Genomic DNA, 21,003 nt, shown 5'->3' with positions numbered 1-21,003 from the left:
GCACCGCCATGACTGCCCCCCTTGTTCTAGAACCGAGCCAGACAGCCGATGCCTGCGTGATCTGGCTGCACGGCCTGGGTGCCGATCAGCACGACTTCGAGCCGGTTGCCCAGCTGCTGCAGCGGCACCTGACGCGCTGCCGCTTTGTCCTGCCCCAGGCACCGACCCGCCCGGTGACCATCAATGGTGGCTGGGCCATGCCCAGCTGGTACGACATCCTGGCCATGAGCCCGGCGCGGGCCATCGATCGTTCGCAACTGGAAGGCTCTGCGGAAAGTGTCATGCGCCTGGTCGAGGCGCAGCGCGATCAGGGCATCGATCCAGGGCGCATCATCCTCGCCGGTTTTTCCCAGGGCGGCGCGGTGGTTCTGCATGCCGCCTTCCTGCGCTGGCCCGGCCCGTTGGGCGGGGTGTTGGCACTGTCCACCTATGCCCCGACCTTTCCGGCGGAGCTGTCGCTAACGGATACACAAAGACAACTGCCGGTTCTTTGCCTGCATGGCACAGTCGACGACGTGGTTCTGCCCAGCATGGGGCAGGCTGCTTTCGACTGCCTGCAGCGGGCTGGTGTGCCGGCTGTCTGGCGCGAGTACCGCATGGCGCACGAAGTGTGCCCGCAACAGATCGATGACATTGGCCAGTGGCTGCAGCAGCGTTTGCAGTCCTGAGTCGCTGAGTGACGAGAACAACAAGATGACCACGACTCCCGTAATCCGTACCCTGCAGGACATCCGCCAGATCGAGCAAACGCCGCTGGCGGCACGTGGCCTGCCGGCCAGTACCTATGAGCTGATCCAGCGCACCGCAGCAGCCCATCCGCAGGCGCCGGCGCTTTCCTTCATTCTGCAGGGCAGCGCGGATGAGCCGGCCTACCGGCTGAACTATATGGAGCTGCTGGGCAAGATCACCCAGACCGCCAATGCCTTCCACCGCCTTGGCCTGCGCCCGGGCAAGGCGGTGTCCTTCCTGCTGCCCAACCTGCCGCAAACCCATTTCACTATCTGGGGAGGCGAGGCAGCCGGCATCGTCAATGCGATCAATCCGTTGCTGGATGCGGAACACATTGCCGAGCTGATCAGTGCGTCCGACTCCGAACTGCTGGTGACCCTGGCACCTTTCCCCGGTACCGACCTGTGGGACAAGGTGGCGGCCCTGCGCGGGCACTTGCCGCAGCTCAAGGCCGTGCTTTGCGTGGACATGGCCAATTTTCTCCCCGAGCCGCAACGCAGTGCCCTCAAGGCCCAGCGCGGCGCGTTGCCGGAAGGCGTGCTCGACTTCGACGAGGTCATCGCTGCCTGTCCGGCCGATCATCTGGAAAGTGGCCGGGTGATCCAGGCCGACGAAATTGCCAGCTACTTTCATACCGGCGGCACCACCGGTACGCCCAAGCTGGCTCCGCACAGTCATGGCAACGAAGTGGCCATGGCCTACTGCATGAACCTGGTCACCGGTTTTGCCCCGGGCGACGTAACGCTGTGCGGCTTGCCGCTGTTCCATGTCAATGGCGTGATCGTGACCGGGTTGACGGCCTTCATCGGCGCGGCCGAAGTCTTGCTGGCCACGCCGCAGGGCTATCGCAACGGCAACCTGATCAGCAACTTCTGGAAAATCATCGAACGTCACCGGGTCAGCTTCTTCAGTGGCGTGCCGACCATCTATGCCGGGCTGTTGCAGGTGCCCAGCGAAGGGCATGACCTCAGCTCGCTGAAATATGCCCTGTGCGGCGCTGCGCCCATGCCTGTGGAGCTGATCCGCCAGTTCGAAGCCAAGACCGGCTTGACCCTGATCGAGGGCTACGGCCTCACCGAAGGTACCTGCGGCAGTTGTGCCAACCCACCGGCCGGCGAGCGTCGTCCAGGTTCCATTGGCCTGCCCATGCCGTATTGCGAGGTGAGCATCAAGGTGCTCGACGAGCAGGGCAACTACCTACGCGACGCGGCGGTCAACGAGATCGGTACCCTGTGTATCCGGGGTGCCACGGTATTCAAAGGCTATCTGCAGGGCAGCAAGAACGCCGGTATCTGGGTTGATGGCGGTTGGTTCAATACTGGCGACCTGGGGCGGGTGGATGGTGATGGCTACATCTGGCTGACCGGGCGTAGCAAGGACCTGATCATCCGCGGCGGCCACAACATTGACCCGCAGATGATCGAGGAGGCTTTGCACAAACATCCGGCCGTGGCCCTGGCTGCTGCAGTGGGCAAGCCTGATCTGAAGGTGGGCGAGCTGCCGGTGGTTTATGTACAGCTCAAACCCGGCCAGCAAGCCAGCGAAGATGAACTGCTGGCGCATGCCGCCGCGCATATTCACGAGCGGGCTGCGGTGCCGAAGGATGCCTGGATCATCGAGGCCATTCCGCTGACCGCAGTGGGCAAGACCTTCAAGCCGGCCTTGCGTTTCGACGCCATCGCCCGGGTATACCGTGAACAACTGGCCGACCTGCCGGCAGTGCAGCAGGTTGAGGTACGCAGTGACGAGCGTTGTGGGCAACTGGCCTACATTCGCCTGGCTGCGGCGGATGCGGCACTCGAGCAGTTGATTGGTGAGCGTCTGGCTGGTTTTGCCGTGGGCTATCGTCTGGAGTATGCGCACTGAGAGTGCCAGGCAAACGACAGTAGCTCGCTCGCCTGATGGTTTTTCTGACGCATTGGTCACTTTTGCGACCGTTTGTCGCATGTCCCGGGCTACAGGATTGTAAGCCCGGGGTGATCGTCATAAGTTCAAGATGCTGTTCGTCCTAACGACAGGAAGCGTTTGTGATGTTTCAAGCCCCCTTGCGCACGCCCTCCAGGGCAGGGCCGCCGCCATGAAAACCGTGCACTGGCAGCCCGATCTGGAGCAGATAAAACACACGCGACTGTTCAACAATGTCGCGCTGGGCAGCTTGCACAAGCTGCTGGAGACCGCCTGCGCTCTGCAATTGCACAATGGCGAGATCCTGCTCTCGCCGTTCAATCGCAACGAATACCTCTACCTGGTGATCAGTGGTCAGCTCAAGGTCTACCTGGGCTCGCCGGATTCGGCCCCCGTGTCAGTGCTGAATGTCGGTGACTGCGCCGGGGAAATCAGTTTCATCGACAACGAACGACCATCAGCCTATGTGCTGGCCGGCGAACCCAGCCGGGTGTTGCGCCTGCACCGCCAGGCGCTGATCGACCTGTTCAGCCAGTCGCCCCAGTTGATGCAGAACATGCTGCAACTGCTCTGTGAACGGGTGCGTCAGGGCAACAAGGTGCTGCAGAACGCCGAGCAGAACGCCAATGTCGACACCCTCACCGGGCTGTTCAACCGGCGCTGGCTGGAACATATCTGGGAGCGGGAAAGTACCCGCTGCGCGTTCAACGACAAGCCGCTGTGCATGCTCATGCTGGATGTCGACTACTTCAAGGCCTACAACGACCGCCATGGCCACCTGGCCGGTGACTATGCGCTATGCTTGGTGGCGCATACCCTGCGCCAGCAGTTGCGGCCCAAGGACAGCATGGTGCGCTTTGGCGGCGAAGAGTTCGTTATCCTGCTGCCCGACCTGGCCCAGGAGGAGGCGCGGGCGATTGCCGAGCGTTTGCGCAGCAGCCTGGAGCGCATCGAGCACTTCTATGCGCCGATTGGCGAGTTGCCCGGGGTGACGGTTTCCATCGGCCTGGCGCAGATGCAGCCGCGCGATAGCCTGCAGGCGCTTATCGCGCGTGCCGATGCGGCGTTGTACGAGGCCAAGCAGCACGGTCGCAACTGCCTCTGCGGCTAATTGCCCGGGGCGGGTGGGAGGCTTCGCCCCCCGCCAATCTTGCTTTACACTGGCGCGGTTCATTCCCTGACCTGTGACGAGAAGACCGTGCTCAAAGCACTCAAGAATCTGTTCGGCAAGGGCGCTGACGCCGCGCCAAGCGCCCCGCCCGTAACCCCGCAAGCCTCGCCGGCCGCCGCTCAGGCTACGTCGCAGGCCTCCCCCCGTTCAGCTGAGCCGGCCGTTGCGCCGGTTGCTGCAAGCCAGCCCGGCAAACCACGTCGTGAACGCAAGCCGCGTGCCGCCAAGCCGGTGGACACCTGGAAACTCAGCGACTTCGTGGTCGAGCCGCAGGACGGCAAGACCCGCTTTCACGACTTCAATCTCGATGCGCGGCTGATGCACGCCATCCATGATCTGGGTTTCCCCTACTGCACGCCGATCCAGGCGCAGGTACTGGGCTACACCCTCAAGGGGCGTGATGCCATCGGACGGGCGCAGACCGGCACCGGCAAGACGGCTGCGTTCCTCATCTCGACCATCACCCAGCTGCTGCAGACCCCGCCGCCTAAAGAGCGCTACATGGGCGAGCCGCGCGCGCTGATCATTGCGCCGACCCGCGAACTGGTGGTGCAGATCGCCAAGGACGCCGCTGAACTGACCAAGTACACCGGCCTCAACGTCATGCAGTTCGTCGGTGGCATGGATTTCGACAAACAGCTCAAACAGCTCGAATCGCGCTTCTGCGACATTCTGGTCGCCACACCGGGGCGCCTGCTGGATTTCAACCAGCGCGGCGAGGTGCACCTGGACATGGTCGAGGTGATGGTCCTGGATGAGGCCGACCGCATGCTCGACATGGGCTTCATCCCGCAGGTGCGGCAGATCATCCGGCAAACGCCGATGAAGGGTGAGCGCCAGACGCTGCTGTTCTCTGCCACCTTCACCGACGACGTGATGAACCTGGCCAAGCAGTGGACAGTCGATCCGGCGATCGTCGAGATCGAGCCGGAGAACGTCGCCAGCGATACCGTCGAGCAACACGTCTATGCGGTGGCCAGCAGCGACAAGTACAAGCTGCTCTACAACCTGGTCACGCAGAACGACTGGAGCCGGGTGATGGTGTTTGCCAACCGCAAGGACGAGGTGCGGCGCATCGAGGAGCGCCTCACGCGCGACGGCGTGAGCGCCGCGCAGATGTCCGGCGATGTACCGCAGGCCAAGCGCATCAAGGTGCTGGAAGGCTTCCGCGAGGGCAAGATCCGTGTGCTGGTGGCCACCGACGTAGCTGGGCGCGGTATCCATGTGGACGGCATCAGCCATGTCATCAACTTCACCCTGCCGGAAACCCCCGACGACTACGTACACCGTATTGGGCGTACCGGGCGCGCCGGCAGCAGCGGCACCTCGATCAGCTTTGCCGGCGAGGACGATGCCTTTGCCCTGCCGCCGATCGAAGCGCTGATCGGTCGCAAGATCCACTGTGAAATGCCGCCGGACAGTCTGCTCAAGCCTGTACCGCGCAAGCATTGATCGTCCGCTGGTCGGGCAGGTCCATAGGCCTGCCGCGTCCAGTTCAGGCGCTGCACGCACTGGCTTGGGGGTGGCGTGCATGCGTCCCCGCTCGTTCCTGCTACAGCCTGTCTCGCCATGCTCGATTGTGATTTCCTGATCATCGGTGCCGGTATTGCCGGCGCTTCCTGCGGTTATTTCCTCAGTGCCGAGGGCGCGCGCTGCCTGGTGCTGGAGCGCGAAAGCCAACCGGGCTACCACGCCTCTGGGCGTTCTGCCGCACTGTTCACCCAGGCCTACGGCAGCGGCCAGGTGCGCGCCCTGAGCGCGGCCAGCCGGGCCTTTTTCGAGGCGCCGCCAGACGGCTTCGCTGAGCAGCCGTTGCTGCGTCCACGCGGCGAACTGATCGTCGATTTCCATGGCGATCCCGCCGAGCTGCAGCGTCAATGGCAGGCGGCGCGGGTCAGTGTGCCGCAGATGCGCCTGCTCGATGCCGCGCAAGCCTGTGCGCTGTGCCCGGCACTCGATCCGGCTCAGGTGCACGGCGCGCTGTACGACCCGACGGCCGCGGATATCGACACCCATGCGTTGCTACAGGGTTACCTGCGCGGCCTGCGTGAGCGGGGCGGGGTACTGCATTGCCAGCGCGAGGTGCGCGCCATCCAGCGCCAGGCCGGCTACTGGCAGGTCGAGTGCGCCGGGCAGCGTTACCGGGCGGCCTGCCTGGTCAACGCCGCGGGGGCCTGGGGCGAGGAGATCGCCGCGCTGGCCGGGATACCCGGACTGGGCCTGCAACCGATGCGGCGCAGTGCCTTTACCTTTGCTGCCGAGGGCTATGCGTTGCACGACTGGCCCTGCCTGGTGAGCCTCGACGAGTCTTTCTACATCAAACCCGATGCCGGGCTACTGCTCGGGTCGCCGGCCAATGCCGACCCGCAGGCGGCCCAGGATGCCCAGCCCGAGGAGCTGGATATCGCCCTGGGCATTGCCCGTATCGAGCAGTACACCCGTCTGCGCATCAAGCGACCGCTGCACCGCTGGGCGGGTTTGCGCAGTTTCGTCGCCGATCAGGGGCTGGTGGCCGGCTTTGCCGAAGGCCGGGAGGATTTCTTCTGGCTGGTCGGCCAGGGCGGTTACGGTATGCAGACCAGCCCGGCCATGGGCCTGGCCAGCGCCGCCTTGCTGAGCGGCCAGCCCTGGCCGCAGGCCCTGCAGGCGCACGGCTTGTGTGCCGCACAGCTGGCGCCTGGACGCTTGCGCGCATGAGCAGTGCGTGCAGTTGGTGGGTCTACCTGGTGCGCGCGGCCAATGGTGCGCTGTACTGCGGCATGAGTAATGACCCGCAGCGGCGCTTCGCCCAGCATTGCCGGGGCCAGGGTGCACGCTTTTTCCATGCCAGCCCGGCGCAGGCACTGGTCTATGTGGAAGCCTGTGCCGACAAGTCGGCCGCCCTGCGCCGCGAACGCGCCATCAAGGCGCTCAGCAAGGCGGCCAAGGAACGTCTGGTCAGGGACTTCACGGCACGGCCTGCACAGGACTACTCTGAGTCTCTATCCCCGCCTGCGGAGCACACCATGCACGAGCTGATCCTGCATCACTACGATGCCTCGCCCTTTGCCGAGAAAACCCGCCTGCTGCTCGGCTACAAGCAGCTGTCCTGGCGCTCGGTGGAGATTCCACGGATCATGCCCAAGCCCGACCTGCTGGCACTGACCGGCGGTTACCGCAAGACCCCGGTGTTGCAGGTGGGCGCCGATATCTACTGCGACAGCGCGCTGATCGCCCGACGCCTGGAAGCCGAGAAGGCCACCCCGGCGCTGTTTCCCGAGGGCCAGGAGTTCGTGGTGGCCAGTCTGGCGCAATGGGCCGACAGCACACTGTTCCTCCTGGCCGTCAGCCTGGCCTTTCAGCCCGAGCTGCTGGCCAGTCGCTTGCAGGGCCTGCCGGCGGCGGCCCAGGCATTCATCGACGATCGCCGGGCGCTGTTTGCCGGTGGTGCGGCGCGCCTGCCGGCCGCCGAGCACAGCCTGCAGCACTGGCCAACGCTGATGCAGCGTCTGGAGCTGCAGTTGCAGCGCGAGGACGGCGAGTTCCTGTGTGGCCGGCCGTCGCTGGCTGACTTTGCCGTGGCCCATCCGCTGTGGTTCCTGGCCGGCGCGCCGCAGACCGCGCCGCTGCTGGCCGCCTATCCGGCCGTCAACGCCTGGCTGGCGCGGGTGCTGGCCTTCGGGCATGGCTCGCCGCGGGCGATGAGCAGCGCGGACGCGCTGGCGGTGGCCCGAGAAGCCACGCCGGCACCCTTGCCGGAGCGCGCCGGGCAGTGGCCGGCCGGTTTTCAGGCCGGGCAGTCGGTGCACGTGGCGGCCTGCGACTACGGTGTCGACCCGGTGCAGGGCGAACTGCTGCATGTCGACGACGAATGCCTGATTCTTGCCCGCGAGGACGACCGGGCTGGGCGCGTGCATGTGCATTTGCCGCGCCTGGGCTTTGTCCTGCGCGCTCAGTAGGCGGCGCGTATCGCCTCGGGGTTGTAGCCGCGGACGATCTGCCCGCGCACGTCGAGCAGCGGCACGCCACGCCCGCCCAGTGCCTGGTAGGCCTGGCGACCGGCGCTGTCCTTTTCGATATCGATCTCGCGGTAGCTGATGCCGTCGGCGGCCAGCAGTTCGCGCGCCTTGGCGCAGTAGCCACACCACTCGGTGGCGTAGAGGATCACTTCGCCGCTTTGCGCGCCGGCGCTGGGCGGGCTGAGCAGGGCTTGCACACGGTCCCAGTGCTGGTACACGGCGAGCGCCAGGAGCAGGGCGATCAGGGTTTTCATCAGGGGTCATCCTTGGCAGGGTGGAGGGGTTGGCGCAGCCGTGGCAGTTGCGCGGCCAGCTGGCGCAGGTGCACCAGGCGTTCATAGCAGAGCGTCAGCTCGCCGCTCTGCTGGTTGTACCAGGCATCCGGTTCGCCGCAACTGGTCAGGCGCAGCAACAGCGGGCGTGGCAGCACGAAGGCCTCGCCGGCCTTGGCGGCGACCGCCTCCAGCTCACCGGAGCCGCGTACCTTGGCGAGCAGTTCGGCACCGTCGGCCAGTGCCGGCGAAGGTTCGTCGTAGACCACGCTGATCTGTGCCCCGGCGGGTTGTCCGGGCTGGCGCTGGTAGTGGCGCTTCAGCCAGCTCACCGCATGCAGCACCTGCTGATATTCCTGGTCGCAGTAGAAGGCGCGCTGCTCCGGCAGGCCGGTGGCCTGGATGATCCACTCCAGCTGGCGCGGATCGCTGCCATAGGCCAGGCAGGCCAGGTTGTAGAAGCGCTGGGCATCCAGTGCATGACTGTCCCATTCGCGGACTTCCTCGTGCGGCGGCTTGGCGCGTTGCCATTCCAGGCGCCAATAGTCGGCGATATCCAGCAGGCGTGCGGCGAAGTCCGGTTCGTGCTGGCGCCGGTAGAGGAGGAACAGGCCCATGAAACCCAACTGGTCGGCGGCATCTTCCTCGCGGCCGAGTACCGGTAGGCCCAGTTCATGAATCAGCAGGTGGCCCATCTCATGCAGCAGGGTGAACTCGGCATTGGCCTGCACGAAACGCACGGTGTCGGCATCCAGCGCCGCCGCCGGGATTTCTTCGACCCAGGGCTGCTCGGCGCTGGCCAGGGCCGTCGCGCAGCCCAGCAGCAGGGCGGCGATTAGCCGGCGCATGCCTGCAACTCGGCCAGGCTGAACGGTGCCGGCTGTGCCGGCCAGTCCAGCTGCAAACGCTCCAGGGTGCGGGCCAGCAGGCTGGCCACCAGCAGGTCGCGCTGCCAGCGGTGGTCGGCGGGAATCACATACCAGGGGGCCGCGCTGCTGTGGCTGGCCGCCAGCTCACTGGCCCAGCGCGCCTGCAGGCTGTCGAACTGGCGGTGTGCTTCGAGGTCGGCGCGTGACAGCTTCCAGCGCTTGCTGGGCAGCTCCAGGCGGCGCTCCAGGCGCAGGCGCTGTTCGCCTCTGGACAGCTGCAGGTAGCACTTGAGCAGGTGGATGCGCCGCTGGCCGAGCTGCGTTTCCAGGGTGGCCACTTCGGCGCGCCGGCTGGCCAGCGCCGCGTCCGGGCACAGGCCGTCCTGCAGGTCGCTGACCAGGCCTTCGTAGTAGCTGCGATTGAATACGCCGAGCAGGCCCGGCGCCGGCAGACGTTGCCGGTAGCGCTGCAGCCAGTGCTCGGCGCGCTCGGCCGGGCTGGGCGCCTGGAAGCTGTGCAGTGCCAGTCCCTGGGGATTGCAGGCGCTGAGCACGTGGCGGATCACCCCGTCCTTGCCGCTACAGTCGGGGCCTTGCAGGACCAGCAGCACGGCATCCCGGCGATTGGCCCAGAGCAGGGTCTGCTGCTGGTTGAGCCAGGGCTTGAGGTCGCTCAGCTGCTGCTTGGCGGTGCTTTTGTCGCTGACCAGCAGGCGGCGTGGATCACCGCCCAGCGGAGCATCCGGCTGGCACAGGCAGCTGTCGAGCAGGGCATCCTCCAGGCGCATGGCGGGCTAGTCCTTGCGCCGCTTGAGCTGGTCTTTCAACTGGGTGGGCAGCTGGCGAATGATCAGCATGTCGCGTGCCTCGTCATACTCGATGGCCGAGCCCAGCAGGTGCGCCTCGAAGCTGATCGACAGGCCTTCGGCGCGCCCGGTGAAGCGGCGGAACTGGCTGAGCGTGCGCTTGTCCGCCGGAAATTCCGCGGCCATGCCGTAGTCCTTGTTGCGGATATGTTCGTAGAAGGCGCGCGGGCGCTCTTCGTCGATCAGCCCGGAGAGTTCTTCCAGGGTGATTGGCTCGCCCAGCTTGGCCTGGCTGGTGGCGTAGTCGACCAGCGTGTCGGTTTTCTCGCGCGCCTGTTCTTCGGCGAGGTCCTCGCTTTCCACGAAGTCACTGAATGCCTTGAGCAGCGTGCGCGTCTCGCTCGGCGCGTCGACGCCCTCCTGGCAGCCGATGAAATCGCGGAAATACTCCGAGACCTTCTTGCCGTTCTTGCCCTTGATAAAGGAGATGTACTGCTTGGACTGCTGGTTGTTCTGCCACTCGCTGAGGTTGATGCGCGCGGCCAGGTGCAGTTGGCCCAGATCGAGGTGCTTGGCCGGGGTCACGTCCAGCGCCTCGGTCACCGCCACGCCTTCGCTGTGGTGCAACAGGGCGATCGCCAGGTAGTCGGTCATGCCCTGCTGGTAGTGGGCGAACAGCACATGGCCGCCGGTGGACAGGTTAGATTCCTCCATCAGCTTCTGCAGTTGTGCGACAGCCTGGCGACTGAAGGTGGTGAAGTCCTGCTCGCCTTCCAAGTAAGCCTTCAGCCAGCCACTGAACGGATAAGCGCCGGACTCCTCGTGAAACAGGCCCCAGGCCTTGCCCTGCTTGGCGTTGTAGCTGTCGTTGAGGTCGGCCAGGAGGTTTTCCAGGGCGCTGCTGGCGGCCAGCTCGCTGTCCCGGGCATGCAGTACGGCCGGGCTGCCGTCGGGCTTCTTGTCGATCAGGTGGACGATGCAATGGCGGATCGGCATGGGCTTCTCGTGCGGTGCGAAGTATGGGGCGGCAGTTTACCCGATGCTGCGCTGGCGCTGCTGCAAGGCGCGCAGTCGCTCGATTTCGTAGCGCAGGTGGAGGTGCAGTTCATACAGCTCGTTGGAGTAGGAGAGCGGTACCTGCACGGCGGCCAGTTCGGTTTCCAGGCGTTCCAGGCGGCTGATTTCCTCATCCAGCTGCGCGGGCAGCGAGCCACTGTGCAGTTGTCGGTCGATCTCGCGCAGGTGCTTGTACCAGCGGTAGATGCGCGCACGGATGCGCCACTGGTAGATCGGCCCGATGGCCTTGAACAGCGGCAGGAGGATCAGCAGCAGGGGAATCAGCAGAATGATGTAGCGGTCGGCCAGCGAGGCGATGCGAAACGGCAGGTAGCGTTGCAGTAGCGGCAGGCCCTTGCTGTAGAAATAGCCGGCATCGTCGCTGAGCGCGAAGGGCGCCGGTGACGGGCTGGGAAATTGCCCGGCGGGGTCGAGCAGGTTGCCCTCGGCCAATACCTGGCGGCTGGCCTGGAGGATCAGCGGGGTGAGGGCCGGGTGGAAGCTGTCGTTGACCACCAGGCTGGCCACCGGCGACAGGGTGGTGAGCTCCTGGCGGGGGATGCCGACCTGCAGGTTGAGCAGGCCTTCGCTGACCTGCAGGGGTTGCACGAAGGGCAGGCGGGCGGCGTAGGCGCGTGCGCGGCGGAAGTGGTGCAGGCGCAGCGCCGGGTCGCTGGCCAGTTGTTGCAGTAGCGGGTTTTCCGCCGGGGCCACCAGGAACAGTCCGTCCAGCTCGCCGGCTTGCAGGGCGCGCACTGCCGGGCCGCCGCCAAGCGCCTGCCAGTGTGGCGGATAGTCCTCGGTGGCGATGCCGCTGGCCTGCAGCAAGGCCTGGCTGAGCAGCGCGGTGCCGCTGCCCTGTGTGCCCAGGCCCAGGCGCAGCGGGCGCAGGTCATGCAGGGTGGCCAACTCCAGATCGGCGCGATAGAACAGCCACAGCGGCTCGTGATACAGCGCGCCCAGGCTGCTCAGGCGTTCACGCTGGGCGGCGGACAGGGTGCGCTCCAGGCCGCTCTGCACGATGCCCAGTTGCACCTCGGGTTCGTCGGCGAGCAGTTGTGCCAGGCTGTCGCTGGCGCCACGACTGGGCTGCAGCTCCAGGGTAAAGCCTTCCTTGGCCAGCTCGGCCTGCAGGCGTTCGGCGAACTGTGCATAGGCGCCGCCTTGCGGGCCGGTGACCATGCGCGCGCTCATCGGCGGTGGCGGGGCCACCAGGTAGAACACGGCGCCGACCAGCGCAGCGAGTACCGGTACCAGCCACAGGTTGGCCAGCAGCATGATTTTCAGATCGTTGAGGATTCGCCGCATCGTTTCTTCCCTGGATGCCTGCCCGCCAGGCACAGGTCTTCAGCATAGGCGCAGTGGCCCCGCTCAGTCACCCGCTGGCAGCACCCGGCGACCTTGCTGCCAGGCGTCCAGGGCCAGCAGGCCGAGCAGCAGCCCCAGCACATAGGCGGCATCCTGGCCAAGCATCAGCAGCACAGCGGCGCACAACAGGCAGGCCACGGCCGCCAGCAGGCGCCAGGGGCCGCGCAGCAGGCAGACTCCGGCAGCCATGCTGAGCAGGTAGATCAGTACGAAATTGCCATTGGCGTAGCGGATCAGGTCGTCCACGCCCAGCCCGGCCAGGCTGGCCACTACGGCGCTCGCCGCGCAAGCCAGGATGACCAGATGCAGCGCCCGTGCCGGCTGGCCATGCCGGTTGCGCGCCGCCAGGCGAGCCGGCAGCTTGCCTTCGTCGGCCAGGCTCCAGATCAGCCGGGCGAAGCCCTGGATGTACAGGTTCATCGAGGCAAAGCAGGCCAGATAGCCAACCAGCGCCACCAGCCAGCGGGCCTGTTCACCGAGCAGCAACTGATAGAGGCGGGGCAGCGCGCCGGCATCGCTGTGCACATCGCCGTAGGTGTGGAAACTCAGCACCGCCACCGAGCAGGCCCAGTACACCAGGCCAGCCAGCAGCACGCCGCCGAGCAGCGCCAGCGGGAAGTCGCGCGCCGGGCGGCGGAACTCCTCGCCCAGGTGGGTAAACGCCTCGATGCCGACGAAACACCAGAACATCACCGCTAGAGCGGCCGGTAGCAGCTGCCACTGTCCGGCCAGCGGCGGCAGCAAGGGCAGCTCGGCCTGCGGCAGGTCGCCGAGCCACCAGGCCAGTGCCACGCTGGCGATGATGGCCAGGGCGATCAGTGCCTGCAGGGTGCCGGAGGCGCGAGCCGGCCGCTGGCCGAGCAGCCAGAGCCCAGCAAGCGTGGCCAACTGTACGAGCAGCTCGCCGCCGCTGTGCAGCGGCCACACGGCCTTGGCGAAGCCACTGGCGATCTCCAGGGCCGCCGGCAGGCCGACCGGCAGCACGGCAAGGAACAGCAGGGCGCTGAGGCGCTCCATGCGTGCACCGAAGGCCTTGCCGATCAGGTGCGGCGCCCCGCCGGCGTGCGGGTAGGCACGGCCCAGCTGGGCGAAGGTGAAGGCCATCGGCAGGATCAGCGCGATGAGGATCAGCCAGGCCCATAGCGAGACCGGCCCGGCGGCGGTGGCGGCCAGCGCCGGCACCACGAAAATGCCGGTGCCCAGCAGGGAGGTACTGAGCAGGGCGATGCCCTGGATCAGACCGAGTTCTTGGTTGAGGCGACTCATGGGGTATGCTCTGCAACAGTGCGCAAGACGGCCATGGTAAGGCCCGGGCGCCGCCCTGGCAGCTGTCAGGCTGCGGTTTTTGCCCGGCAAATGGTCGGATTGCCCCCGCAGATTGCCGGAGCCCCCGTGGACAGAGTCGACCAGCAGATAGTCAGCCTGCTGCGCGCCGAAGCGCGCACCCCGATCAGCCAGATAGCCCGCCAGGTCAACCTGTCGCGCTCGGCGGTCAGTGAACGTATCCAGCAGCTGGAGCAGCGCGGAGTGATCCGCGGCTACCACGCCCAGGTGCAGTTGCCCGGCCGTGCGCCAGTGCAGGCCTACCTGGAACTGTTCTACAAGGACAGCCGTTGCCAGGAGTATGTCGGACGGCTGCGCGGCTTCGCCGAGGTGCGGCGCATCAGCAGCATCAGCGGGGAAACCGACATGCTGCTTTATGTGGAGGCCGAACACATGGCACGGCTGGGTGAGCTGCGCGAGGAAATCGGCACCTGGCCGGGCATCCAGCGGGTCAAGACGCACGTCATCGTGCAGGAGTGGCCGGTCTGATGGCTGCCCTGCGCCTGCTGCACACCTCGGACTGGCACCTCGGCCAGCATTTCATGGGCAAGAGCCGCCAGGCCGAGCACCAGGCGCTCTGCCAGTGGCTGCTCGAACAGGTGCAGGCCCTGCAGGTCGACGTGGTGCTGATTGCCGGCGACCTGTTCGATACCGGCACGCCGCCCAGCTACGCCCGCGAGCAATACAACCAGCTGGTGCTGGCGCTGCGCCGCGTCGGTTGTGGCCTGGTGCTGCTGGGCGGCAACCATGACTCCCCGGCCATGCTCGGCGAGTCGCGGCAACTGCTGGCCGAACTGGGCGCGCAGGTGCTGCCCTGCCTGGCCAGCGACCCGGACGAACAACTGCTGACCCTGCGCAACCGCCAGGGCGAGGTGGCCGGCCTGCTGTGTGCCATTCCCTTCCTGCGCGCCCGCGATCTGCTGCGCAGCGAAGCCGGACACAGCGCCACCAGCAAGCAGCAAGACCTGCAGCAGGCGATTGCCGCGCACTACCAGCAGTTGTTCGCCCTGGCCGAAGCACGTCGCGCCGAGCTGGGTCTGGCCTTGCCGATCATCGCCAGCGGTCACCTGACCACCGTGGGCGCGAGCAGCAGCGAGTCGGTACGGGAAATCTACGTCGGCAGCCTGGAAGCCTTTCCCAGCAACGCCTTCCCGCCGGCCGACTACATCGCCCTGGGGCATATCCACCGTCCCCAGCAGGTAGGCGGCCAGGCGCATATCCGCTACAGCGGCTCGCCGCTACCGTTGTCCTTCGACGAAGCCGGACAGACCAAACAGATGCTGCTGGTGGACTTTGCCGAGGGCCGCCTGCAGGCCATCGAGGAACTGCCGGTGCCACGCTGGCAGGGCCTGGCCAGTGTGCGCGGCAGCCTCGCCGAACTGCCGGCACGCCTGGCCGAGCTGGCTGCCACGGCGAGTGCCAGCCAGCCGTTGTGGCTGGAAGTGCAGGTGCAGGACGATGCCGCACTGAGCGACCTGCACGGGCGCGTCGCCAGCCTTTGCGCAGACCTGCCGCTGGAGGTGCTGCGCATCCGCCGCGAACGCAGCCAGCCCAGTCTGGCCCTGCACAGCGCCGCCGGGGAAAGCCTTGATGAGCTGAGTGCCGAGGAGGTGTTCGCCCGCCGCCTGCAGGAGGAATCCTTCGACCCGCCAACCCGCGAGAGCCTGCTGCAGCTCTATCGCCAGGTGCTGGCCGAAGTCCGCGACAACCCCGAGGCCGACAGCGCTGTGCGCTGACCTCCGCGATGGCATGACCCCATGAAAATCCTCAGCCTGCGCCTGAAAAACCTCAACTCGCTGAAGGGCGAGTGGAAGATCGACTTTACCCGCGAGCCGTTTGCCAGCAGCGGCCTGTTCGCCATCACCGGGCCGACCGGCGCCGGCAAGACCACCCTGCTCGATGCCCTGTGTCTGGCGCTTTACCACCGCACCCCACGCATGAGCAGCCTGTCGGCCAGTGGCAATGAGCTGATGACCCGGCACACCGCTGACTGCCTGGCCGAAGTGGAATTCGCCGTGCGCGGCACCGCCTACCGTGCCTTCTGGAGCCAGCGGCGTGCCCGCGACCGTGCCGAGGGCGCGCTGCAGCAGCCGCGTGTCGAGCTGGCCCGGCTGGATGGGCAGATCATCACCGACCGCATCAATGACAAGCTGCGCGAAACCGAGCGGCTCACCGGGCTGGACTTCGAGCGCTTCACCAAATCCATGCTGCTTGCCCAGGGCGGCTTTGCCGCCTTCCTCGAAGCCAGCGCCAACCAGCGTGCCGAGCTGCTGGAAGAGCTGACCGGCAGCGAAATCTACGGCCGCCTCTCGCAGCGCGTCTTCGAGCAGGCCCGCGAGGCCCGTCAGCAGCTGGAGCAATGGCAGGCGCGCGCCGATGGCGTCGAGTTGCTCAGCAGCGAACAGCGTGAACACTGGCAGGCCCAGGCCGCCCAGCTGGCCCGCGAGGAACAGCACTGGCAAGCCACCCAGGCCAGCCTGCAGGAACACTGGCAGACCCGCCAGGCCGTGCAGGCCGCGCATCAGCAGCAGGCGCAGACGGCCGCCCGCTTGCAGCAGGCCGAACAGGCTTGGCAGCAGGCCGCCGCGCAACGCGCCCAGCTCGCCGCGGCCGCCCCGGCCTGGCGCCTGCAACCCGTGCAGCTGCGCGCGCAGCAGGCCGCTCAGGCCCTGGACGCAACCGCCCAGGCGCTGGCCGGCAACCAGCAGCGCCTGCAGGAACTGGCCCGGCAGATTGCCCGGCACACCCGCCAGGCCTGGCAGCTCAGTCAGGACTGGGCTGCACAGTGTGCCCAGCAACTGGAACAGCGGCGCAGCGAGCAGCAGGCCCTGCAAGAGCAGCTACAGGCCCATCCCGAACGCGCGCGGCTCGGTGAGCAACTGGGCCGCTGGGCCGAGCAACTGCAGCAGCGTCAGCACCTGCGCGAGGCCTGCGCGGGCAGCCAGCAGGCCTTGCAGGAGAGCGCCGAGCGGCTTGCCGGGCAGGCGCAGGACAGCCAGCGTCTGGAACAGCAGTTGGCCAGCCTGCACGGGCAACTGGCGACCCACCAGCAACAGCTGGACCGCTGTCAGACGCAGTGGCAAACGCTGCTGGCCGGCGCGCCGGAGCAGCAGCTGCGTGAGCAGTGGCAGCAGTTGCATAGCGAAGGCGAAAGCCTGCAGCGCCTTGCCGAGCTACAGCAACAGCAAGAACAACTGGCCAGCGAGCAACACAGCCTGCACGCCGAGTGGCTGGCCGCGCAGGCCAGCCAGCACACCTGTGCCGCCCAGGTGGCGCAGCGCCGCGAGGCCTACCGGGACTTGCAGCAGCAGGTGCGTGACCAGGAAAAGCTGCTTGAGCAGGAGCAGCGCATCCAGGCCCTGGAAGCCCACCGCGCACACCTGCAGCCCGGCAGCGCCTGCCCACTGTGCGGCGCCACCGAACACCCGGCCATCGAGCAGTACCAGGCGCTGGATGTCGGCACCACCCAGCGCACCCTGCAACTTAAACGCGATGCATTGGAACAGCTGGGCGAAGAAGGGCGGCAACTGGCCGGCGAACTAGAGCGCCTCAACGAACGCCTGGCACAGCTGTCTGCCCAGCAGCAACGCCAGGCGCAGGCCGCCGTGCAGTTGCAAGAGCAGGTCCGTCAACTCAGCCAGGGATTAACCCGGCCGCTGGCCGCTGGCGAGTCGCTGCCGGCACGCCGCCAGCAGCACAGCCAGGCCTTGCAGCAGCTGCAGGAGCGCCTGCAACAACTGGACGCGTGCAAGCAAGCCCTCGACCAGGCCCGTCAGGCCACCCAGCAGCTACACGGGCAAAGCCAGCTGCAAGCCAACGCCCTGGCGCTCAGCCAGCAGCAGCAGGCTCAGCAACAGGCCCTTCAGCAACAACTGGAGGCGCAACTGCACCAGCAGCAGGGCGACCTGCAGCGCCTGCAGGATGCGCTGGCCCGTCAGTTGGCCGAGTTTGGCTACCCGCTGCCCGAGCAGGCCCAGCCCTGGCTGGAAACCTGCCAGGGCCACTGGCAGACCTGGCAGCAGGCCCAGCAGCGCCTGCACCAGCTACACGGCGAACTGCTCGAACAACAGCAAATCAGCCAGCAGGCGGCCAGCCAACAGGCCCACTGGCAGGCGTGCTGGCAGGCCCTGGCCACTGCGGAGCAACAGGCCGCGCTGGATGAGCCGGGCGTCACGGCAGAGGGCCTCAGCCTGGCCGAACATGAACAGGCCCTGCAGCGCCTGCAGGCCGAGCAACAGCAACAGCTGGGCCGCCAGCACACCCTGCACAGCCAGCAGCGTGCCCAGCAGGAGACCGCGCAACAGGCTGAACAGGCCTGGCAGGACGCCCTGGCCGCCAGCGAATTTGCCGACCTGGCGGCCTACCAGGCCGCCCTGCTGGATGCCGAGCAACACGCCCGCCTGCAGCGCGAGCTGGCCGCCCTGCAACAGGCCCTGGCCGAAGCCCAGGCCTTGCAACAGGCTGCCAGCACACAGCTGCACGCCTTGCAGCAACAGGCGGCCGGGCTGCCGGAACTGGCCGACCTGGAACAGCAGCGCCTGGCTGCCGACAGCCAGCTCAAGAGCCTGCGCCTGCAACAGGGAGAAATCAGCGCGCGCCTGGCCGACGACCAGCGCCGCCGTGCGCAACAGCAGGCATTGCTGGAGGAAATCCTGCGTCTGCAACAGCTCAGCGAGCGCTGGCAGCTGCTCAACGGGCTGATCGGCTCGGCCGATGGCGCGCGCTTCCGGCGCTTTGCCCAGGGCCTGACGCTCGACCAGCTGATCCTCCTCGCCAATCGCCAGCTAGAGCGCCTGCACGGCCGTTACCAACTGGTGCGCCGCCTGGATGCCGAACTGGAACTGGCGGTGATCGACACCTGGCAAGGCGACGTGCAGCGCGACAGCCGCACCCTGTCCGGCGGAGAAAGCTTCCTGGTCAGCCTGGCCCTGGCCCTGGCGCTGTCCGACCTGGTCAGCCACAAGACCCGCATCGACTCGCTGTTCCTCGACGAAGGCTTCGGCACCCTGGACGGCGCCACCCTCGACATCGCCCTCGATGCCCTGGACAGCCTGCACGCCAGCGGCAAGATGATCGGCATCATCAGCCACGTCGAAGCACTCAAGGAACGCATGCCCGTACAGATCCGCGTACACAAGGGCAGCGGCCTGGGCTACAGCCGGCTGGACAACGACTACGCCTGTGGCCCGGGGTAATTCAGCGGGCCAGGCTGCGCCATAACGTGCCGCATGCCCCTGCCTGGCGCAGTCATGGACGGCGCCGGCCCGGCAGAGCAATGCGTTAGTCATGCTGGCCGAGCCCAGGGCTATCGACGCGCATCGAGTGGGCTGATCACGCCCGCAAAGCCCTGGCCAAGCACGTGGGTGTAAATCTGCGTGGTGCGGACATCGGCATGCCCAAGGAGTGTCTGCACCGTACGAATATCGCTGCCGTGACGCAGCAGTTCAGTGGCAAAGCTATGCCGGAAACTGTGGCAGGTGGCCGGTTTATGCAGCCCGCTGCGGCGCACCTGCACGCGCAGCGCCTTCTGTACAGAGCTGACATGCAGGTGATGGCGGACAACCGTGCCATCGTCATCGCTGCACAACCCGCTGGAGGGGAACAGCCATTGCCAGGCAAACGCCCTGGCCGCCTGGGGATACTTGCGGCGCAAAGCGAATGGCAGGCTCACGGGGGCCTGATAGAACGGGTCCTGCTGTTGCCAGGCGTGGAACATACGTTGCTTGCGCGCCTGCAGCTGGGCAAGCAAAGAGGCCGGTAGCAAGGTCGTACGGTCTTTGCCGCCCTTGCCGTCGCGCACGGTAATCACCTGGCGATCAAAATCCACATCCTTGATGCGCAAACGCACCGCCTCGGTGACGCGCAGGCCGGCACCGTACATCAGTGCCGCCAGCAGTTGATAAGGCGGCGCAAGCTGGCTGATCAGCGCCGTTGCTTCATCATGGGTGAGTACACAGGGCAGGCGTGCCGGACGTCCGCAACGGGCGAGCTTGCCGACGCTGCCCAATGGTCGTTGCAACACCTTGGCGTACAGAAAAACCAGTGCGTTGAGTGCCAGGCTTTGAGTCGCCGCCGCCACCTTGCGCTCCACCGCCAGCCAGGTAAGAAAAGCATTCACCTCGGCTTCGCCCATTTCCAACGGATGCCTCAGTTGATGAAAGCGGATGAAGTAGCGAATCCAGTACCAATAGCTTTGCTCGGTACGAATGCTGTAGTGATGCACGCGCATCACTGCACTGACCTGCTCGCGCAGGCGCATTTTTCCAGTTGAGCCATCCATGCAGTCACCTCCGGGCGAGTCAAAGCAAACACTGTTTTTTTGTACAGTGGTAATGCTAGCGCAAAAATAGGAAGTCGCACGAATACGGTAGGCAAGGCGGTGTGCGAGGTAATTCTTTGATTATTTTGGACTTTTCCCTTTTGCGGGCATGAGGCGTGCGGAGTTATGAGGAAGTCGCTACTATCGCGTTAGTAAGGAACACCATCTAATCACTGTTAGACATCATGAGGGTAGCGGTGACCATCGAAATTTCGAACCAACTATCAGAGGTGCTAAGCGTCATTGAGCGCCATCTGGAATCAACGTTGCTGGCCGTGCATTTGTACGGCTCCGCAGTGGATGGCGGCCTGAAGCCATACAGCGATATTGATTTGTTGGTTACTGTGGCCGTAAAGCTTGATGAAACGACGCGGCGAGCATTGCTCAATGACCTTATGGAGGCTTCGGCTTTCCCTGGCGAGAGCGAGACGCTCCGCGCTATAGAAGTCACCCTTGTCGTGCATGACGACATCATCCCGTGGCGTTATCCGGCTAAGCGCGAGCTGCAATTTGGAGAATGGCAGCGCAATGACATTCTTGCGGGTATCTTCGAGCCAGCCATGATCGACATTGATCTAGCTATCCTGCTTACAAAAGCAAGAGAACATAGCGTTGCCTTGGTAGGTCCGGCAGCGGAGGAATTCTTTGACCCGGTTCCTGAACAGGATCTATTCGAGGCGCTGAGGGAAACCTTGAAGCTATGGAACTCGCAGCCCGACTGGGCCGGCGATGAGCGAAATGTAGTGCTTACGTTGTCCCGCATTTGGTACAGCGCAATAACCGGCAAAATCGCGCCGAAGGATGTCGCTGCCGACTGGGCAATAAAACGCCTACCTGCCCAGTATCAGCCCGTCTTACTTGAAGCTAAGCAAGCTTATCTGGGACAAAAAGAAGATCACTTGGCCTCACGCGCAGATCACTTGGAAGAATTTATTCGCTTTGTGAAAGGCGAGATCATCAAGTCAGTTGGTAAATGATGTCTAACAATTCGTATATGGACTCTCCCCACAAGTAGTGAGCAAAGCATTGCTTTTGCACCTGTCGTCAGCGCGGTTGCATTCGTATATCCGGCCTGTTGTGGGCTTTCTTGCCCTGGCCAATCTGTAGTTCGCGCAGCGGGGGCTAAGCGTTCAATCGATCACGCGGATCATGATTGTTATCGGCCTTATTCCGCTGCAGGACTCGCC

At 65.6% G+C, this 21,003-nt stretch carries 17 protein-coding genes and 1 pseudogene; 11 read left to right on the top strand and 7 right to left on the bottom strand.

From position 1 onward, the window contains the following. The first annotated feature begins 8 nt into the window (after positions 1–8). From CW360_RS00105 to CW360_RS00080, 7 genes and pseudogenes are all read left to right on the top strand, one after another. Positions 9–668, top strand: a complete 660-nt coding sequence (locus CW360_RS00105) for an alpha/beta hydrolase (protein ID WP_101192316.1) — start codon at positions 9–11, stop codon at positions 666–668. Positions 669–693: 25 nt separating this feature from the next. After that, positions 694–2,595, top strand: a complete 1,902-nt coding sequence (locus tag CW360_RS00100) for an acyl-CoA synthetase (protein ID WP_101192315.1) — start codon at positions 694–696, stop codon at positions 2,593–2,595. Positions 2,596–2,806: 211 nt separating this feature from the next. After that, positions 2,807–3,745 carry a GGDEF domain-containing protein gene (locus CW360_RS00095; protein ID WP_093987045.1) on the top strand — a complete coding sequence of 313 codons (939 nt, stop codon included), beginning with the start codon at positions 2,807–2,809 and terminating at the stop codon, positions 3,743–3,745. 87 nt (positions 3,746–3,832) lie between these two features. After that, the gene (gene rhlB / locus CW360_RS00090) at positions 3,833–5,257 is read left to right on the top strand and encodes an ATP-dependent RNA helicase RhlB (protein WP_170307332.1); all 1,425 of its coding nucleotides are present in this window, start codon (positions 3,833–3,835) and stop codon (positions 5,255–5,257) included. 117 nt (positions 5,258–5,374) lie between these two features. Next, entirely contained in the window at positions 5,375–6,502 is a 1,128-nt protein-coding gene (locus CW360_RS00085) for an NAD(P)/FAD-dependent oxidoreductase (protein WP_101192313.1), read from the top strand. Next, positions 6,499–6,720: pseudogene (locus CW360_RS17160) on the top strand (GIY-YIG nuclease family protein); the annotation flags it as partial. The gene CW360_RS00085 and the pseudogene CW360_RS17160, both read left to right, overlap by 4 nt. 90 nt (positions 6,721–6,810) lie before the next feature. Further along, positions 6,811–7,743: a glutathione S-transferase family protein gene (locus CW360_RS00080; RefSeq protein ID WP_170307334.1), complete on the top strand. Its 933-nt coding sequence runs from the start codon at positions 6,811–6,813 to the stop codon at positions 7,741–7,743. Here the strand turns inward: CW360_RS00080 and CW360_RS00075 are convergent. The 6 genes from CW360_RS00075 to yjeH all read right to left on the bottom strand — a co-directional run bounded on the left by CW360_RS00075 (position 7,737) and on the right by yjeH (position 13,440). Continuing rightward, on the bottom strand, positions 7,737–8,057 hold the full coding sequence (locus CW360_RS00075) for a glutaredoxin family protein (protein WP_093987051.1): 321 nt from the start codon (positions 8,055–8,057) through the stop codon (positions 7,737–7,739). The genes CW360_RS00080 and CW360_RS00075 overlap by 7 nt on opposite strands. Continuing rightward, positions 8,057–8,923 (bottom strand): DUF4344 domain-containing metallopeptidase, encoded by an 867-nt coding sequence (locus CW360_RS00070; protein WP_101192311.1) that lies wholly within the window; start codon positions 8,921–8,923, stop codon positions 8,057–8,059. The genes CW360_RS00075 and CW360_RS00070 overlap by 1 nt, the downstream gene beginning before the upstream one ends. After that, positions 8,911–9,732 (bottom strand): polyphosphate kinase 2 family protein, encoded by an 822-nt coding sequence (locus CW360_RS00065; protein ID WP_101192310.1) that lies wholly within the window; start codon positions 9,730–9,732, stop codon positions 8,911–8,913. Before CW360_RS00065 ends, CW360_RS00070 begins: the two co-directional genes overlap by 13 nt. A gap of 6 nt (positions 9,733–9,738) precedes the next feature. Continuing rightward, positions 9,739–10,746 (bottom strand): nucleoid-associated protein YejK, encoded by a 1,008-nt coding sequence (gene yejK, locus CW360_RS00060; protein ID WP_101192309.1) that lies wholly within the window; start codon positions 10,744–10,746, stop codon positions 9,739–9,741. Between the two features lie 36 nt (positions 10,747–10,782). After that, positions 10,783–12,114: a TAXI family TRAP transporter solute-binding subunit gene (locus CW360_RS00055; protein ID WP_101192308.1), complete on the bottom strand. Its 1,332-nt coding sequence runs from the start codon at positions 12,112–12,114 to the stop codon at positions 10,783–10,785. A gap of 63 nt (positions 12,115–12,177) precedes the next feature. Then, the gene (gene yjeH / locus CW360_RS00050) at positions 12,178–13,440 is read right to left on the bottom strand and encodes an L-methionine/branched-chain amino acid transporter (RefSeq protein WP_093987024.1); all 1,263 of its coding nucleotides are present in this window, start codon (positions 13,438–13,440) and stop codon (positions 12,178–12,180) included. Positions 13,441–13,566: 126 nt separating this feature from the next. Between yjeH and CW360_RS00045 the strand changes: the two genes are divergently transcribed. The 3 genes from CW360_RS00045 to CW360_RS00035 are packed head-to-tail and all read left to right on the top strand — an operon-like array spanning position 13,567 to position 18,692. Beyond that, complete coding sequence (locus CW360_RS00045; protein ID WP_101192307.1) at positions 13,567–13,986, top strand: Lrp/AsnC family transcriptional regulator; 420 nt, start codon at positions 13,567–13,569, stop codon at positions 13,984–13,986. Between the two features lie 8 nt (positions 13,987–13,994). Next, the gene (sbcD, locus tag CW360_RS00040) at positions 13,995–15,233 is read left to right on the top strand and encodes an exonuclease subunit SbcD (protein ID WP_101192398.1); all 1,239 of its coding nucleotides are present in this window, start codon (positions 13,995–13,997) and stop codon (positions 15,231–15,233) included. 21 nt (positions 15,234–15,254) lie between these two features. After that, a complete protein-coding gene (locus tag CW360_RS00035; RefSeq protein ID WP_101192306.1) occupies positions 15,255–18,692 on the top strand; it encodes an AAA family ATPase in 3,438 nt (1,145 codons plus the stop codon). 110 nt (positions 18,693–18,802) lie between these two features. On the opposite strand, the gene CW360_RS00030 is transcribed toward CW360_RS00035, so the two are convergent. After that, complete coding sequence (locus CW360_RS00030) at positions 18,803–19,777, bottom strand: integron integrase (RefSeq protein ID WP_101192305.1); 975 nt, start codon at positions 19,775–19,777, stop codon at positions 18,803–18,805. A gap of 224 nt (positions 19,778–20,001) precedes the next feature. Here CW360_RS00030 and CW360_RS00025 point away from each other — a divergent pair, with 224 nt between their 5' ends. After that, complete coding sequence (locus tag CW360_RS00025) at positions 20,002–20,793, top strand: ANT(3'')-Ia family aminoglycoside nucleotidyltransferase AadA2 (protein ID WP_001261740.1); 792 nt, start codon at positions 20,002–20,004, stop codon at positions 20,791–20,793. The last annotated feature ends 210 nt before the right edge of the window (positions 20,794–21,003 follow it).

Source organism: Pseudomonas fluvialis, assembly GCF_002835605.1.
Lineage (GTDB): Bacteria > Pseudomonadota > Gammaproteobacteria > Pseudomonadales > Pseudomonadaceae > Aquipseudomonas > Aquipseudomonas fluvialis.
This window is presented reverse-complemented; position numbering and strand designations above follow the sequence as displayed.

What these genes read in the sequence shown, in the direction of transcription:
- CW360_RS00105 (WP_101192316.1), top strand. Translation starts at nt 9, where the DNA reads ATGACTGCCCCCCTTGTTCTAGAACCGAGCCAGACAGCCGATGCCTGC.
- CW360_RS00100 (WP_101192315.1), top strand. Translation starts at nt 694, where the DNA reads ATGACCACGACTCCCGTAATCCGTACCCTGCAGGACATCCGCCAGATC.
- CW360_RS00095 (WP_093987045.1), top strand. Translation starts at nt 2,807, where the DNA reads ATGAAAACCGTGCACTGGCAGCCCGATCTGGAGCAGATAAAACACACG.
- CW360_RS00085 (WP_101192313.1), top strand. Translation starts at nt 5,375, where the DNA reads ATGCTCGATTGTGATTTCCTGATCATCGGTGCCGGTATTGCCGGCGCT.
- CW360_RS00080 (WP_170307334.1), top strand. Translation starts at nt 6,811, where the DNA reads ATGCACGAGCTGATCCTGCATCACTACGATGCCTCGCCCTTTGCCGAG.
- CW360_RS00075 (WP_093987051.1), bottom strand. Translation starts at nt 8,057, where the DNA reads ATGAAAACCCTGATCGCCCTGCTCCTGGCGCTCGCCGTGTACCAGCAC.
- CW360_RS00070 (WP_101192311.1), bottom strand. Translation starts at nt 8,923, where the DNA reads ATGCGCCGGCTAATCGCCGCCCTGCTGCTGGGCTGCGCGACGGCCCTG.
- CW360_RS00065 (WP_101192310.1), bottom strand. Translation starts at nt 9,732, where the DNA reads ATGCGCCTGGAGGATGCCCTGCTCGACAGCTGCCTGTGCCAGCCGGAT.
- yejK (WP_101192309.1), bottom strand. Translation starts at nt 10,746, where the DNA reads ATGCCGATCCGCCATTGCATCGTCCACCTGATCGACAAGAAGCCCGAC.
- CW360_RS00055 (WP_101192308.1), bottom strand. Translation starts at nt 12,114, where the DNA reads ATGCGGCGAATCCTCAACGATCTGAAAATCATGCTGCTGGCCAACCTG.
- yjeH (WP_093987024.1), bottom strand. Translation starts at nt 13,440, where the DNA reads ATGAGTCGCCTCAACCAAGAACTCGGTCTGATCCAGGGCATCGCCCTG.
- CW360_RS00035 (WP_101192306.1), top strand. Translation starts at nt 15,255, where the DNA reads ATGAAAATCCTCAGCCTGCGCCTGAAAAACCTCAACTCGCTGAAGGGC.
- CW360_RS00030 (WP_101192305.1), bottom strand. Translation starts at nt 19,777, where the DNA reads ATGGATGGCTCAACTGGAAAAATGCGCCTGCGCGAGCAGGTCAGTGCA.
- CW360_RS00025 (WP_001261740.1), top strand. Translation starts at nt 20,002, where the DNA reads ATGAGGGTAGCGGTGACCATCGAAATTTCGAACCAACTATCAGAGGTG.